Annotated in this window: 6 protein-coding genes; all 6 read left to right on the top strand. The window is 70.7% G+C overall.

Annotated elements, in window-relative coordinates:
- The first annotated feature begins 105 nt into the window (after positions 1–105).
- The 6 genes from BKA16_RS08785 (at position 106) to BKA16_RS08760 (ending at position 17,174) form a co-directional block, all read left to right on the top strand.
- Positions 106–13,605 carry a non-ribosomal peptide synthetase gene (locus tag BKA16_RS08785; protein WP_343067335.1) on the top strand — a complete coding sequence of 4,500 codons (13,500 nt, stop codon included), beginning with the start codon at positions 106–108 and terminating at the stop codon, positions 13,603–13,605.
- Between the two features lie 69 nt (positions 13,606–13,674).
- A complete protein-coding gene (locus tag BKA16_RS08780) occupies positions 13,675–13,932 on the top strand; it encodes an MbtH family protein (RefSeq protein ID WP_183370297.1) in 258 nt (85 codons plus the stop codon).
- A gap of 10 nt (positions 13,933–13,942) precedes the next feature.
- The gene (locus BKA16_RS08775; protein WP_387996305.1) at positions 13,943–15,061 is read left to right on the top strand and encodes an ABC transporter ATP-binding protein; all 1,119 of its coding nucleotides are present in this window, start codon (positions 13,943–13,945) and stop codon (positions 15,059–15,061) included.
- Positions 15,051–15,833 (top strand): ABC transporter permease, encoded by a 783-nt coding sequence (locus BKA16_RS08770; protein WP_183370296.1) that lies wholly within the window; start codon positions 15,051–15,053, stop codon positions 15,831–15,833. Before BKA16_RS08775 ends, BKA16_RS08770 begins: the two co-directional genes overlap by 11 nt.
- A gap of 13 nt (positions 15,834–15,846) precedes the next feature.
- Entirely contained in the window at positions 15,847–16,419 is a 573-nt protein-coding gene (gene sigK, locus BKA16_RS08765; RefSeq protein WP_183370295.1) for an ECF RNA polymerase sigma factor SigK, read from the top strand.
- Positions 16,416–17,174, top strand: a complete 759-nt coding sequence (locus tag BKA16_RS08760) for an anti-sigma factor (RefSeq protein WP_183370294.1) — start codon at positions 16,416–16,418, stop codon at positions 17,172–17,174. The genes sigK and BKA16_RS08760 overlap by 4 nt, the downstream gene beginning before the upstream one ends.
- The last annotated feature ends 9 nt before the right edge of the window (positions 17,175–17,183 follow it).

Here is a 17,183-nt window from a genome sequence, read left to right as displayed (position 1 = left end):
GGCAGATCCGCTCATAGCGGCGCCGAAGAAAAAAGATCCGCATCCGACCCATCTGCGCCGGGCTCCCAGCCGAAGCACCTATGACAGCTGCCGAAGGAGGACCGCGTGAGCACAGACAATCTGATTCATTCCGCACAGACTCGAGCGCAACTGCCGCTGACCGCCGCGCAGCGTGGCATCTATTACGCCCAGCAGATCGATCCGCACGTCCCGATGTCGGTCGCCGCATTCGTCGAGTTCCACGGCGACCTGGACGTCGACCGCCTCGGCCGCGCGGTCACCGAGTCCGCGATCGAGACGGAGTCGGGCCTGTTGCGACTCGTCGACCACGGGGACGATGAACCGACCGCACTGGTCGACGACGACCGCGACGTCACGCTGGGCCGTCGGGACTTCTCCGGGCAGGACGACCCCCGCGCCGCCGCGCTGCGGTGGATCGACGAGCATCGTGCTCACGTCCCGGACCTGTTCACCGAACCGCTCCTGGAGACCTACCTCCTGACTCTCGGTCCGAACCACAGCATCTGGTACTGCTGGGCGCACCACCTGGCCTTCGACGGCTACGGCGCGATGTACATCATGCTGCGCGTAGCCCAGCGATACACGGCCGACGGCGGCGACCTTCCCGACGCCGCCATCGCGTCGATGGCCGACGTCGCCGACATCGACGAGGACTACCGCGGGTCGCAGCGCTTCGCCGACGACCGGGAGTACTGGTCCGGCCGTCTCGGGCACGACCTCGAGGCCCTGCCGAGCACCTCGTTCTCCACCCGCAGCGACGTCGCGGCGCCGCTGGCGACCGTCGTCTCGACCGCTCTCGACGACCCCGTGGTCGAGAAGATCCGGTCACGCGCCGCCGACCTCGGGGTGCGGCCCGCATCCGTGATCTCGGCGGCCCTCGCGGTGTACCTCGCTCGATTCAACAACACCGCGGATGCCATGCTGAGCCTCCCGGTCGCCGCGCGCGACACCCCCGCGCTCCGCTCGTCGACCGGCCTCACCTCCAACGTGGTGCCCGTCCTGGCCCGCATCGATCACGCCGACGGACCGATCCCGGTCGACGAGCTGATCCGCGACGTCGACCGGGACATCAAGAACGCCGTCCGCCACCAGCACTACCGCCACGAGGAGATCATGTCCGAGGTCCTCGGCGCCGCGGGCGGGCGACGCGGCTTCTTCGGGCCGATGCTCAACGTGATGCTGTTCTTCAAGCACATCGACTTCGGTTCGCTGACCGGCGCGCTGAACATCCTCTCGACCGGCCCCGTCGAAGACGCGTCGGTGAACGTCTACGACTCGATATCCGGCGGCATGCACCTCGACCTCGAGGCGAATCCGAACGTCTACGACGACGCCGACGTGCGTGCTCACCACGAACGCCTGGTCGACTTCCTCTCCCGATTCGTCGCCGCCGAGCCTGCGCGGCCGGTCACCGGACTGCCGGTGGCGACCGCCGACGAGACCGCGCTCGCCGACCGCTGCGCGACCGGCCCGATCGCCGACTGCGGCGATCGGACGGTGACCGGACTGCTCGCCGACGCGTACCACCGCTTCGGCGACCGGACGGCGCTCATCGCCCCCGACGGTGAGCACCTCACCTACTCGGACGTGCGACATCGGGTCGCCGCAGTGGCGGCCGGCTTACGCGCGCACGGCATCGGACCCGAGGACATCGTCGGCGTGATGCTCCCGCGCGGCGTCGACCAGCAGATCGCACTGCACGCGATCATCGCCAGCGGTGCGGCGTTCGTACCGCTGACACCGGACGAACCCGAAGCACGGCGCGACCGCATCATCGGCATCGCCGCGCCCGCCCTCGTGATCGTGGACGACGACCAGTCTCTCCCGGTGCGGACCGCCACGCTGCGAGCCCTCGACGTCGAGCCCGCCGAGCCGCCCGCGGTGCGCGTCCACCCGGACAACGGTGCGTACCTGTTGTTCACCTCCGGATCGACCGGTGCGCCGAAGGGCGTCATGATCAGTCATCGCGCGCTGGTGAACCGGCTGCTGTGGATGCAGTCCGAATACGCGCTCACCTCGGCCGATCGCGTGCTGCAGAAGACCCCGGCGAGCTTCGACGTGTCGGTGTGGGAGTACTTCTTGCCGATGACGGTCGGGGCCGCGGCCGTCGTCGCCGCGCCCGACGGTCATCGCGATCCGTGGTACCTGCGCGGCATGGTGCAACAGGCCGAGGTGAGCGTCCTGCACTTCGTCCCGTCCATGCTCGCCGTGTTCACCGAGACCCTGGGCGCCGACGCCGAGACGGCCGAGCGGACCCGGAGCGCGCTCGCGTCGGTGCGCGCGATCTTCACCAGCGGCGAGGCGCTCACCCCGGGCATCGTCGCCGCGACCGCGGCTCTCACCCACGCCCCGGTCCACAACCTGTACGGCCCCACCGAGGCGGCCATCGACGTGACCCGTCACGACGCGTGCGACCCGGCCGAGCCGGTCGTCCCCATCGGACGCCCCGTGCACAACACCACCGCGTACGTCCTCGACCGGCGCCTCGAACCGACACCGACGGGTGCGGTCGGCGAACTCTATCTCGGTGGCGTCCAGCTCGCCCGCGGCTACCGGGGCCGCCCCGACCTCACGGCCGATCGCTTCGTCGCCGACCCGCACGGTCACGGTCGGCTCTACCGCACCGGCGATCTCGTTCGCCGCCGCCGCGACGGCGAACTCGAGTACCTGGGCCGCAGCGACTCGCAGATCAAGATCCGTGGGCGTCGCGTGGAGCTCGGTGAGATCGAGAGCGCGCTCGCCGCACTCGACGGCGTGCGCGCGGCCGGGGCCGTGTTCCGCGACGATCTCCTCACCGAGCGGATCATCGTCGGGTACGTCAGCGGCGACCGGCTCGACGACCGTGACCTGCGCGCCGAACTGTCGGCGTCGATCCCGTCGCACATGATCCCCACCGCCGTCGTGGTCTGCGCGGAACTGCCGACCACCGCGAACGGCAAACTCGACCGCCGCGCCCTCCCCGACCCCGCTCTCGACGGCGCCGGCGTGGCGACCGGGACGCATGACACGCCGTCCACCGGGCTCGAGCGGCTGGTGCACGACACCGTCTGCTCGGTTCTGGGCGTCGCCGAGACGTCGATGGCGGCGGGCTTCTTCGAACTCGGCGGCAGTTCCCTGTCCGCGACCCGGATCGCCGCGCGGCTCTCGACCGCGACCGGCAGCCGTCTGGGGATCCGAACGATCCTCGACGCGGCCGACGTCGCGGGCATCGCGGAGGCGGCGCGTGCGCAGGGGGTGCCCGATGACGTGTCGCCGTCCGCCGCGGAGTCCGCCCATGTGGAGATCGACGGGCCGGTCCCGCTCTCGCCCGCACAGCACCGCCTCTGGCTGGCCGGACGCCTGGACCCCGAGGCGGCCGCCACATACAACGTCCCGTTCACGGTCCGGCTCATCGGCGACCTGGACGTCGACGCGCTCATCGCGGCACTGAACGATGTCGTCGACCGGCACGAACCCCTACGCACCACCATCGCGGTCGACGATGACGGCACCGCGTACCAGGACGTCGTGCCGACCGACGGACGGCTTCTCGGCGTGGAATGCGTCGAGACGGGATCAGCGGCCGCGGACATCGAAGAGTTCGCCGCTGCGCCGTTCGACCTCGGCGCCGATCTCCCGATCCGGGCGAGGCTGTACGCCGACGACCCCCACGACCACACGCTCGCCGTGGTGATCCACCACATCGCCGCCGACGGCTGGTCGCTCGGACCGTTGGCCGACGATCTCGCCGACGCGTACGAGGCCCGCCGATCGGGCGACGCTCCGTCATGGCCCGATCTGCCGATCACCTACCGCCAGGCGGCCGCCGACCGCCTCGCCTGGCTCGCCGACCCGGCCTCCAGCGCCGCCGCACAGATCGACTTCTGGGCGCGGACGCTCGCCGACGCACCCGTCGACACCGAACTGCCGTACGACCGCTCGCCGTCGGCCGTCGACCGCCGCTCCGGCGCCCACACCACGGCGCCGATCGACGCGGCCACCCGCGAACGCCTCGTCGCGCTGGCCGAGGGGCACGGCGCCACCCCGTTCATGGTGGTGCACGCGGCTGTCGCCGCACTGCTGCGCACGCTGTCGAGCACCGACGACATCGTCGTCGGCACCCCGGTGTCCGGACGCGGAGCCGACGATCTCGACCCGCTGATCGGCATGTTCGTGAACACGCTCGCCCTGCGCACACCGGTCGACAAGAACGCCTCCTTCGGCGACCTGCTCGCCGTCGTCCGCGAACGCGATCTCGCAGCGTTCGACAACGCCGACGTACCGTTCGACCGCCTGGTGACCGAACTGAACCCGGCGCGCAGCGGCAGCGGCCAACCGTACTTCGACGTGTCCGTCACGCTCGAGGACCCGGCGCAGGTGGCCGTCGACTTCTCCGGTCTCGCCGCGACCGCGACCAAGGTCGACACCGGCACCAACAAATTCGACCTCGAGTTCACTGTCACCGACCGGGCGGCCGACGGCGGGATGGATCTGACCCTGGGATATGCCGACGAACTCTTCGATCGGGCGACCGTCGCAGGCCTCGCGTCTCGATTCGTCCGGCTCCTGCAGACCGTGGTGGCCGAACCCGCCATGTCCATCGGGGACGCGTGCGTCCTCGACGCCTCCGATCGCCTCGACCTCGTGCCCGCCGTCGGCGGCGGCGCCCGGCCGGTGGAACACCTCACTCGGCTCCTGCAGGCGGCGGTGGCGGCCGAGCCGTTCGGTTCGGCCGTCGTCGACGCCGCGAACAATCGCCGTCTCACCTATCGGGAGCTCGACGAGGCCTCCGACGCGCTCGCGCGGAGCCTCATCGACGCGGGCGCCGGACCCGAACGCTACGTCGCGGTGGCCCTCCCGCGGGGTGCGATGTGGATGGTCACGCTGTGGGCGGTCGCCAAGACCGGCGCTGCCTGGGTTCCGGTCGACCCCGCCTATCCGCGGGCCCGCACCGACTTCATGCTCACCGACTCGGATGCACGCATCGTCGTCACAGATTCGGCGTCGGCGACCGGACTGCCCACGACCGAGAAGCACACGGTCGTCGTGCTCGACGGCGACATCCCGCGCACAACCGATCCGGCGCCGATCACCGACACCGACCGACTCGCTCCGGTCCACGTCGATCAGCCCGCGTACCTGATCTACACCTCCGGCACCACCGGGCGGCCGAAAGGCGTGGTCGTGAGCCACCGCGGACTGGCCGACTTCGCCGCCGAGCAGGTCTCGCGTCTCGAACTGACCAGCAAGAGCCGGACTCTGCACCTCGCGTCGCCGAGCTTCGACGCGTCGGTGCTCGAGGTGATCATGGCCGTCGGTTCCGCCGCCTGCATGCACATCGCTCCGGCGGACATCGTCGGTGGCCGCGACCTGTCGGATCTGATGGCCGACGCCGCGATCACACACGCCTTCCTCACCCCGTCGCTTCTGACCACCATGTCGCCCGACGATCTCCCCGCGCTGGGCACCCTCGTGATCGGCGGCGAACACCCGAACGCCGAAGCCGTCCGACGCTGGTCCGCCGGTCGACGTCTCATCAACGCCTACGGTCCGACCGAGGCCACAGTGGTCGCCACGATGTCCGAGAGCATCGAACCCACCGACGCCGTCACCATCGGCAGGCCGATTCGCGGCGTGTCCGCCATCGTCCTCGACGAACGGCTGCGGCCGGTGGCGCCCGGTGTGGTCGGCGAACTCTATCTGTGCGGTCCGCATCTCGCCCGCGGCTACCACGGGGTACGGCCCCTGACCTCTAAGCGGTTCGTGGCGAATCCGTTCGGCGAGCCGGGCGAACGCATGTACCGCACCGGCGATCTGGTCCGCTGGGGTGCGGACCACGCCCTGGACTTCCGCGGCCGCGCGGACCACCAGGCCAAGATCCGCGGTCACCGGATCGAACTAGGCGAGATCGACGCCGCTCTGGTCGCCGACCCGGCGATTCGCGGCGCGGTGACCATCGTGTCCGGTACCGACGACTCCGCGCGCCTGATCGCGTACGCCACCGGAACCGAAGGCACTGTGCTCGACGACGACGCCGTCCGCGCGGTCCGCGACCGGCTGGCCGCCCGGCTGCCGCGGCACATGGTGCCCGGCGCCGTCATCCCCGTCGAGGAGATCCCGGTGACGCCTGCCGGCAAGGTCGACACCCGCGCGCTGCCTGCGCCCCGGAACGTCGACGACGCCCAGGCGCGCACACCGCTGCGGGGCGACGCCGAGCACGCCGCGGCCGACGCCGTCGCCCGGATCCTCGACGTGGACGCCGACCGGCTCGGACGCGAGGACGACTTCTTCGAGCTCGGCGGCAACTCGCTTCTCGCCACCCAGTTGGCGACCGCCCTCGAGCAGTACGTCGACGTCCGCGTGCCGGTACGCGCTCTGTTCGACGCCTCCAGCATCGCCGCGATCGGCCGACTGATCGGTTCCCCCGACGCCGGGCCGCTCGCCGACGACGGTCGACCCCGGGCACCGCTGGTGCACGATCGATCGGACGATCCGGTCGACCCCGGCCCGGCACAGCAGCAGCTGTGGTTCCTCAACCGGCTCGCGGACCCGGGTGAGGGCGCCGGCTACCACATCGCGTTCGCGCTCGACATGGACGGCGACCTGAACGTCGCCGCGCTCGGCGGCGCACTGCGGCACACGATCGCCCGTCACGAACCGCTCCGCACGCGGTACCCGGCACGCGACGGTCGCCCGACTCTGGACGTGCTGCCCGCCCCGGACATCGCATTGGACCCGCAGTTCGTCGCCGACGACGAGTGGGAGGATCGGGCCCGGGAGATCGCGACCGAACCGTTCGATCTGACGGTGGACCGGCCGCTGCGCGCGGCGCTGCATCGGCTGCCGAACGAGGACGGCGCCCCCGTCCGCCACCGCCTGACCCTGGTGATTCATCACATCGCGGCCGACGGGGCGTCGATGGCTCCGCTCGCCGCCGACATCGGTTCGGCTTACGCGGATCTGCATGCGGGCCGTGACCCTCGACAGCCGGCGCCGTCGTTCACCTACCGTGACTACCTGCGCTGGCAGACGGCGCAGCTCGCCGACGCCGCCGCCTCACCGGAACCGTCGACCCGGCTGGACGAACTCACCTCGTGGTGGCGGGAGAACCTCGACGGCATCGACCACGCACCCGTCCTGATGTCCGACGTCGACGAGCCGTCGGCGACCGGGCTGGCGGGTGTGGTCGAGGTCGCCTTCCCCGACAACCTCCGGTCCGCGCTGAGCAGCCGCGACGTCTCCGGCGCCACGGAGTTCATGACGGTGCACGCGGTGCTCGCAACCCTGCTGCACCGGATGTCGGCCGATCCCGCCGCACACGTGGGGGTCGGCGTCAGCGATCTCGTCATCGGCACCCCGGTCGCCGGGCGCACCGATCCCGGACTGACCGACCTCGTCGGAATGTTCGTGAACTCGGTGCCCCTGCGCACCCGGGTGGACTCGAACGACTCCTTCCTCGACCTGCTCGCCGCCGTCCGCGACGCGGACCTCGACGCCGTCTCGCACGCCGACATGCCGTTCGAGAAGCTCGTGGCCGCGCTCGCTCCCCCGCGCACCGGCCGACACCCGCTGTTCGGCGTCGCGATCACGCTCGACGCCCCGTCCGACGATGCGGCGATCCGGTTGCCGGGCGTCACGGCGTCCGCCCGTGAGATCGGCACCGGCGGAGCGCGGTTCGATCTGGAACTGCGCATCCGCGATGGTGTCGCACGTTTCACCTACGACGTGGGTCTCTACAGCGAGCGGCGGATCGCCGACCTCGCACAGCGGTTCGTCGCCCTCGCACGGCAGATCGCCGACCGCCCCGACCGCCGGATCGGCGATCTCGACATCGCCCGGCCCGACGACGGGCCGGCCGCCGCACAGGTCGCCGCGGTCGATCCGTCCCACCTCGCAAGCATCATCGACCGCGCCGTGCGGACGCGGCCCGACACCGTGGCACTCGACGACGGCTCCCGTCGGCTCACCTACCGCGAAGCGGGCCGGATATCGGACCGCTGGGCACGCACACTGTGCGCGTACGGCGTCGGTCCGGACGATGTCGTCGCGGTGGCGATCGGCCGATCGGCGGAGTCGGTCCTGGCGACGTGGGCCGTCACCAAGACCGGCGCGGCCGTCGTGCCTGTGGATCCACGGCATCCGACCGACCGCGTGCGGCACATGATCACCGACTCCGGCGCCGTACTCGGCATCACGACCGCCGACCTGCTCCGCGACGCTCCCGACGAGCTTCGGTGGGTCACCGTCGACGAACTGACCGCCGATACGCCGGGCGCTCTCGGACGTCTGCGGAACCGTCCGGTCCGACGCCTCGACAGCTGCGCCTACATCGTTTACACGTCGGGGACCACCGGCGTCCCGAAGGGCGCCTCGATCTCGCACCGCGGCCTCGCCGCGTTCGCGGCGACCCAGACCCGCCGCTACGGTGTCGACGCCGACAGCCGCACCCTGCATTTCGCGGCCCCCGGCTTCGACGCCTCCATGCTGGAACTGCTCCTCGCGGTCGATGCGGGCGCGACGATGGTCATCGCACCGACCTCGATCTACGGCGGCGACGAACTGACCGAGTTCCTCGCCGACCGACAGGTCACCCATGCCTTCGTCACCCCGGCCGCACTCGCGGCCGCCGCACCGCGCGATCTGCCCGCCCTGCGGTGCCTCGGCGTGGGCGGCGAATCGTTCAGCCGCGAACTGGTCTCGAGGTGGGGACGCGGCCGCACGTTCCTGAACTGCTACGGCCCCACCGAGACCACCATCGTCGCGATGATCGGCTCGGTCGCTCCGGACACGCCGGTCACCATCGGCACCCCCGTGGACGGAGTCCGGGCGGTCATCCTCGACGCACGGCTGCGGCCGGTCCCGCCGTACGCGCCCGGCGACCTGTACCTGATGGGGCCGGGGCTGGCACGCGGCTACCTGAATCGGGCCGGGCAGACGTCGGCGACCTTCGTCGGCGCGATCGACGGTTCGGGCGACCGGATGTACCGGACCGGCGATCTCGCCGCCACGGATCTCGCGGGTGTCGTCACCTTCCACGGACGGACCGACCGACAAGTCAAGGTGCGCGGCTTCCGCATCGAACTCGACGAGATCGACTCGACGCTCGCGCGACACCCGGACGTCGGAGCCTCGGTCACCCAGGTCCTCGGCTCCGGCGACGCGGCTCATCTGGTCAGCTATGTGACGGCGGCCGGTGACGCAGCGGTCGGCGAAAGCGAGGTCATCGCCTTCGCCGCCGAACGGCTGCCCCGCCAGATGCTCCCGTCGGCCGTCGTCCCGATCGACGCGATTCCGCTGACGGTCAACGGCAAGGTCGACCGAGCCGCCCTGCCCGCACCGCAACGGACCGAGCCCTCCTCCACCCGGCGACCGGTCGCAGGCGCCGAGAGCGTGGTCGCCGATCTGGTCGCCGACGCACTCGGGCTGCCCGCGGGCAGTGTCGGGGCCGACGACGACTTCTTCTCACTCGGCGGAACGTCGCTGCAGGCGACCACGTTGGTCAGCCGGATCAACGCCGTCCACCGCGGCGACCCGATCAGGGTCCGCACGGTCTTCGACGACCCGACCGTCGCACAACTCGCGCGGCTGGTCGAGATCGACCCGTCGGCGGTCGACGACCCGTGCGGCACCGAGACGGTGGACCGCGACGCCGCGCGCACGTCGCCGACCGATCCTGACCGTTTTCCGCTCGCACCGATGCAGAAGCGGATCTGGTCGCTGCATCGCAGCGACCCCGATTCCGTCGACTACGCGATGCCCTTCGTTCTGCGACTGCACGGCAGCCTCGACACCGAGGCCCTCCGCGAATCCCTGACCGACGTGCTCGCTCGGCACGCGGTTCTCCGCACGGTCTACACCGACACCGAATCGGGGCCGGTCGGCGTCGTGTCCGACGATCCCCGCCGGGCGGTCGGTGAGCTCGAGGTGGCCGACGCCGACACCGAGACGATCGTCGCCGCACTGCTCGAGCGTCCGTTCGACCTCACCCGCGACGTGCCGGTGCGAGCCGCCCTCACCGGTGACGGCGACGGCCACGCGTTGGTCATCGTGCTACATCACATCGCCGCGGACGGCGGCTCCATGCCGGTCGTCATCGGCGATCTCCTCGACGCGTACCGCGCCCGGACCGGCGCGACCGGATCGTCTCTCACGCGTGCGCCCGCCGTCCCCGACTACCGCCACTACGCGTGGTCGCAGGACGCCGACCGGGAGAGCGAAGACCTCCGCTACTGGACGTCCACGCTGACCGGAGCACGGCCGGTGAGCAGTGTGGCCGCCGACCCTGCGGTCGCCGACCGGACCGGTGGCGCCCGCGTCGACGTACCGATCGACGACGAGCTGCGCGACGCCGTCACAGCGTTCGCACGCACCAACGCGACCTCCGCGTTCACGGTGCTGCACACCGCTCTCGCAGCATTGCTCAACCGCCTGGGAGCCGGCGACGATCTCGTGATCGGCACCCCCGTCGACACCCGCGCGTCGGTGAGCGGCGACGCCGGCGACTTCCGCCGGACCGTCGGCATGTTCGTCAACACCGTGGCGCTCCGCACGGTCGTCGACTCGAATGCCAGCGCGCAGTCGTTGCTCGATCATGTGCGGGCTGACGATCTGGCGGCCTGGGACCATCTCACGGCGCCGTTCGACGATGTGGTCTCGGCGGTCAACCCGCCGCGCGTCCCCGGGCGCGGACCGCTGTTCCAAGTGGCCCTGTCGGTGCACGACTTCACCGACTCGATCGCCGGCGAACAGCTCCCGGTCTCGGCAGACCTGGTCGGCGAGATCGCCGAGCTCGACCTGCACACCGCCAAGTTCGACCTGCAGTTCACGATCACCGGGATGAATTCTCAATCGCCGGCCCCGAGGCTGTCGCTGACGTACGCCCGCAACCGGTACAGCCGCGTCGGCGCCGAAGAGCTGAGTGTCCGTCTGCTGCGGGTGCTCCGCGCCCTCGTCACCGATCCGCAGCGATGCGTCGGCGACATCCGGATCACCGATCCGCTCGAAGTGGACCGCCTGGCACCGGTGTCGGGGCCCGCGGCGAGCACTGCGCGGACCTACGCCGACCTGCTCGACGACGCCGTCCACCGCAATCCGTACGGTATCGCCGTCAGTGCCGAGAACGCGGCGGGGTCGACGGTCGACGTGACCTACCTCGACCTGTACGGGCGGGCGAACCGTCTCGCCCGGCATCTCCTGCGACAGGGGGTGGCGCGGCACCCGGAATCGGTGATCGCCGTCGCCGTCCCGCGGTCGCTCGAGGCCGTCGTAGCGATCTGGGCGATCGTGCGCACCGGAGCCGCGTACGTCCCGGTCGACCCGACCTACCCGGCCGACCGCATCGCGCACATGCTCGACGACTCCGGCGCCTGCCTGATCGTCACGACCGCGGCGCACGCAAGGGCCCTGCCCGCCGACGGGGCGCCCCGTCTGGTGCTCGACGACCCGGGCGTCCAGCAGCGGCTGGCCGCGACCCCGCCCGCGCCGATCGACGACGGCGAGCTGCCGCGACCGATCGACGTCGACGGCCTGGCCTACGTGATCTACACGTCGGGTTCCACCGGCACGCCCAAGGGTGTACTCGTCCCGCACCGCGGCCTGGCCGCCGTCCACGACGAGCTCGCCGACCGCATGTCGCCTACCCCCACGTCGCGGGTGCTGCACTTCGCCTCCCCCAGCTTCGATGCGTCAGTGCTCGAGTTCCTGCTGGCCGCGTCGGGCGCGGCGACCCTCGTCGTCGCCCCGACCACCGTCTACGGCGGCGCCGACCTGGAAGGCCTTCTGGTGCGCAGAGCGGTGACCCATGCGTTCATCACGCCCGCCGCGGTCGCCACGATGTCGCCCGACGCGATGCCCGCGTTGACCTCGCTCGCCGTCGGCGGGGAGGCAGTCGCACCCGATCTCGTGCGCGCGTGGTCGCCCGGTCGGACGCTGCTCAACGTCTACGGTCCGACGGAGACGACGATCATCACCACATCCTCCGAACCGCTCTCACCCGACGATCGGGTCACCATCGGCACGCCGAACAACGGTGTGGCCGCGGTCGTGCTCGACGACCGACTGCACCCGGTCCCCGCGGGCGTGCCGGGCGAGCTGTACCTCCTCGGACCGCAGATCACTCGCGGATACCACGGGCGACGGGCCCTGACGTCCGCCCGCTACCCGGCCGCTCCGATGGTCCTCGGCTCCGAGTTCGTCGGCCAACGGATGTACCGGACCGGCGACCTCGTCCGGTGGAGTCGCGACGGGCGACTCGAGTACGTCGGGCGCACCGACGGTCAGGTCCAGGTCCGCGGCTTCCGCGTCGAGCTGGGCGAGATCGACGACGCGCTGACCGAGGCGCCCCGCGTGCACACCGCGGTCACGGTCGCCGACTCGGAGTCCGATCAGACCGTCCTGCACAGCTATGTGACGCCCGCGCCCGGTGCGGGGCCGCTCGACGCGGCGTCGGTCCGCCGCGCGGTGGCCCGGCGCCTGCCGCGCCACATGGTGCCGACGACGGTGACCGTTCTCGACCGGCTCCCGATGACCGCTGTCGGGAAAGTCGATCGACGTGCGCTTCCCGATCCGGTCGCCCCGTCGACGGTCGTCGGAGAGGCACCCGTCGGCGAGACCGAGCAGCAGATCGCCGACGCATTCGCCGCGGTACTCGGAACCGAACGGATCGGCCGTGACGACAACTTCTTCGACATCGGCGGTGACTCGCTGCTCGCCACGACGCTCGCGACGCGGCTGCGCGGAACCGGACATCGGCTCACCGTCCCGGACGTGTTCGCCGCACCGACACCCGCCGAGCTGGCCGCTGTGCTCTCCGACGAGACCGCGGGCGACCGATCCTCGTCTCCGGCACTGGCGCCGTTACTGACTCTGCGCCGCGGTGCTCCCGACACGGCGAACGCCCCGCTCTTCGTGATCCACCCGGCGATCGGACTCGCGTGGAGCTTCACCACCCTGCTGCCGCATGTCGACGACGGCCGGGCCGTCTACGGGCTGCAGAACCCGGCCCTGTCGGGTGCCGTCCCGGCCGAGTCGATCGACGAGATCGCCGCCGATTACGTACGGCGAATCCGCGAGGTCGCACCGCACGGGCCCTACCGTCTGCTCGGATGGTCGCTCGGCGGGCTGATCGCGCACGAGGTCGGAGTGGCCCTGCAGCGCGCCGGTGAGCAGGTGGAGCAGCTGGTGCTCCTGGACTCGTATGTGCTGGCCGATCACACCGATCTGCCCCGCGAGTCGATGCGCGACCTCCTCGGGGAGTTCGGCATCGACGCGGCGGACACGCCCGCCGACCCCGAGCCCGCAACGCTCGCCGCGGCCGTACGCACAGCGGGCGGACCGCTGGCGGAGTTGACCGACGGCGACCTCGACGCCGTCCGATCGACTTTCGAATCCGCCGGTTCCCTCGCGCGGTCGTGGCGACCGCGGGTGTTCGACGGCGACGCCGTGTTCGTGTCCGCCACGCGCGGAGGCGCCGACGTCGACGCCCGCGGGGATTGGATCGACCGGATCACCGGAACGGTCGCCGACGTTCAGGTCGATTGCACGCACGCGCGAATGCTGTTGCCCGAGAACGTCACACAGTACGGGCACATCGTCGAGAACCAGTGACCGAACCCCACTACGACGGCACCCGCCGCCCACCGGTGAGAAACACCACGTCCCGCGATAGGAGAAGCGATGACCCCCAATCCGTTCGACGACACCGACGGCACCTTCCTGGTGCTGATCAACCACGAACGTCAGCATTCGCTCTGGCCCGAGTTCGCACCCGTGCCGCACGGCTGGACGAGAGTGTTCGGCCCGAGCGGTCACACCGAGTGCCTCGACTACGTGGAAGAGAACTGGACGGACATGAGACCGGCGAGCCTCGTCGCGTCCATGGACCGAGCCGCGGCCGGACATCCGGCCGGGCCGACCCAGCGAAACGACAATTGAGAGGACGGCCGTGGGACGACACAGCGCAGACATCCTGGACCGGGACGCCCCTCCACAGCACGCGGTCGAGGCGACGACGGTGCCTGCCGGCACCGGAGCCGCGGGCGACGCGGCGATCAGCACCGTCACCGACGCTCTCGTGCTGCGCGGGCTGACGAAGACCTTCCGCAGCGGTCCGTTCGGGCGCGGACGGACACACACCGCGGTCGATCGACTCGACCTCTCGGTGCCGACGGGCTCGATCCACGCGATCCTCGGACCGAACGGGGCGGGCAAGACGACCACCGTGTCGATGGTGGCCACCCTGCTGCGACCCGACGCGGGCGAGATCCTGATCGACGGCGTCGACGCCGTCGCCGACCCGTCCGCGGTCCGCGGACTCATCGGAATGTCCGGTCAGTACGCCGCCGTCGACGGGAACCTCAGCGGGTTCGAGAACCTGCGCATGGTCGCCCAGCTGTACGGGCTGTCGCGCCGGGAGGCGTCGACCAGAGCCCAGGAGATGATCGACGAACTCTCTCTCACCGCGGCAGCCGACCGTCCGATGCGGACCTATTCGGGCGGGATGCGTCGTCGCCTCGACCTCGCGGGCGCCATCATCAATCGTCCCCGCCTAGTGATCCTCGACGAGCCGACCACCGGCCTCGACCCGCGGGGACGCCGCCAGATCTGGCAGGCGATCAAAGAGCTGACCCTGGCGGGGACCACGATCCTGCTCACCACCCAGTACCTCGAGGAGGCCGACGAGCTGGCCGACGACGTCACCGTCGTCTACGACGGCGCCGTACACGCTCGCGGCACTCCCGAGTCGCTCAAACGCGATTTCGGCGACGCCGCACTGACGGTCGAGGTCACCCGGTCCGCGGCCGTGCGGCACGCGCCGGACGTGATGACGACCCTCGCGGACATCGGCACCGGACACCCGGAGCAGCTCGACGACCTCCGGTTCCGCGTCCGGGTCGGCGGCGGCACCCGCAGCGTCGTCTCCGCGGTGCGGTCTCTCCGGGAGATCGACGTCGACGTGGTCGACGCCTCGGTCACCGAACCGACTCTCGAGAGCGTGTTCCTCACTTTGACCGAACCCGTCGCCACCGGACCCGACACGGAAGGAACAGACGATGTTCGCTGACACCGCCGTCCTGGTCGAGCGGAACCTGATCACCGTCCGCCGTATCCCGACCCTGTTGCTGAGCGCGACCGTCCAGCCGTTGATGTTCGTGTTCCTGTTCGCTTATGTCTTCGGCGCGACCCTGGGCGGCGGCCAGTACCGCGAGTTCCTGATGGCAGGCATCTTCGCGCAGACCGTTCTGTTCAATTCGGCGTTCACCACGGTCGGGCTGGCCAACGATCTGTCCGCGGGCCTCGTCGACCGCCTCCGCTCGCTGCCGATGTCCAGACTCGCCGTGATCGCCGGGCGCGTCACGTCCGACATGGTGCTGGGTACCGTCGGTCTGGCAGTGATGGTGGCGTGCGGCTTCGCCATCGGGTGGCGTATCCGTGGCAGCACCGTCGACGCGGTGACCGCGTTCGCGCTGCTGTTGTTGTTCGCACTCGCCATGGCGTGGGTCGGCGCGGTGACCGGACTGCTCGCACGAAACGTGGAAGTCGCGCAGAGCGTCGGCTTCCTGTGGATGTTCCCCGTCACCTTCCTGTCGAGTGCGTTCATCTCGGCGGCCAGCCTGCCCGGTCCGCTCCGCGCGATCGCCGAGTGGAATCCCGTCACCGCGGTGGCCACCGCGTGCCGCGACCTGTTCGGCAACGCGTCGCCTCCCGACTTCCCGGTTCCGGCCGGCTGGCCCGCCGACCACGCACTTGTTTACGCCCTGGCGTGGAGCGGAACCCTGTTGGTCGTTTGCGTCCCACTCTCGCTCTGGCTGTATCGACGGTCGGCGAGCAGATGACTAAGAGGTGACCATGCACGGGAGTCCGACTGCCGGCGGCGACGATCTGTCGCGCCTGCTCGCCGAATCCGCCGGCGGCGACAAGACCGCGTTCGCGCGGCTCTACGACCTCACCAACGCGCGCGTGTACGGCCTGGCGCTGCGCGTGCTCAACGATCGAAGCCACGCCGAGGAGGTGGTGCAGGAGGCGTACCTGCACTTCTGGCAGCAGGCCGACAAGTACAGCGCTGCACGCGGCAGCGTCGTGAACTGGATGCTGACGATCGCGCACCGCCGCTGCGTGGATCGCATCCGGTCCGAGGAGCTGTACCGGCGGCGGGGTGCGGAGTACGCCAGCGCCAATGCCGCCGTCCCATCCACGCCGATCGTCGAGATCGTCGAGCGACACGACGAGACCCGCACTCTTCGTCGATGCCTCGGTCGGCTCACGAACCTTCAACGCGACAGCATCGAGCTGTCCTATTTCAGCGGAATGACCTATCCCGAAGTCGCCGAGCACACCTCCACGCCGCTGCCGACCGTCAAGTCTCGCATTCGCGATGGACTGCGCAACCTGCGGAACTGTGTGAAGACTGGAGAACAATGACCAACCCCGAGTGGCTCGACGACCATGTCGAGCTGTACGCCATCGACGGCCTCCCCGACGACGAGGCACGCGAGGTCCTGACCCAGTTGAGCCTTCTGCCCGACACGACCCGCGCCGAGTACGAGGCCTTGATCGTCGACATCCGTGACCTGATGCACGAGTACGCCCAGCAGTACACGCGAGACGCCCCCGAGGAACTCCGTGTCCGAGTGCTCGCCGACTTCGACGCCCGCAACGGCGGGCACCCCGGCCATCTGCGCTCCACCGACGGGCCCGGCGGCCGCCACCGGGAGCGACGCCGCCACCGAGTCGCCGTCGCGGTGGGCGCCGCGGCCGCATCCGTCGCCGTGCTCTTCGGCGCCGGAGTCCTCGTGGGACGGACGACAGCTCCCGAGACCTCGACCGACGTTCAGGCAGACGCCGCAGCCGCGGTGTTCAGCGCGCCGGACGCCGCGGTCTCGGTCGGCGATCTGGACGACTCGCGCGGGGTGCTGACCGTGGTGAGTTCACGGGAACGCAACCGGGCGGTCGCCGCCGTGCGCCAAGTCCGCAATCCGGTGCCCGCCGACCGCGTTCTGCAGTTGTGGATGGTCGGCAAGCGCACCCATCCCGTGTCCGCCGGACTGTTCGAGTCCGCCGCCGACCCGATCGTGGTGGACGCCCTGGACTCGACCAAGGCCCTGGCGGTCACCGTCGAACCGCGCGGCGGCTCCGCGGCGCCGACGACTCCCCTCCTCACTCGAGTCGAGGTGTGACGAGCGAGA

It is taken from the genome of Gordonia humi, assembly GCF_014197435.1.
In the GTDB taxonomy this organism is placed as follows: Bacteria; Actinomycetota; Actinomycetes; order Mycobacteriales; family Mycobacteriaceae; genus Gordonia; species Gordonia humi.
The sequence above is the reverse complement of the archived record's forward strand: the minus strand, read 5'-3'. Positions and strand labels throughout refer to the sequence as shown.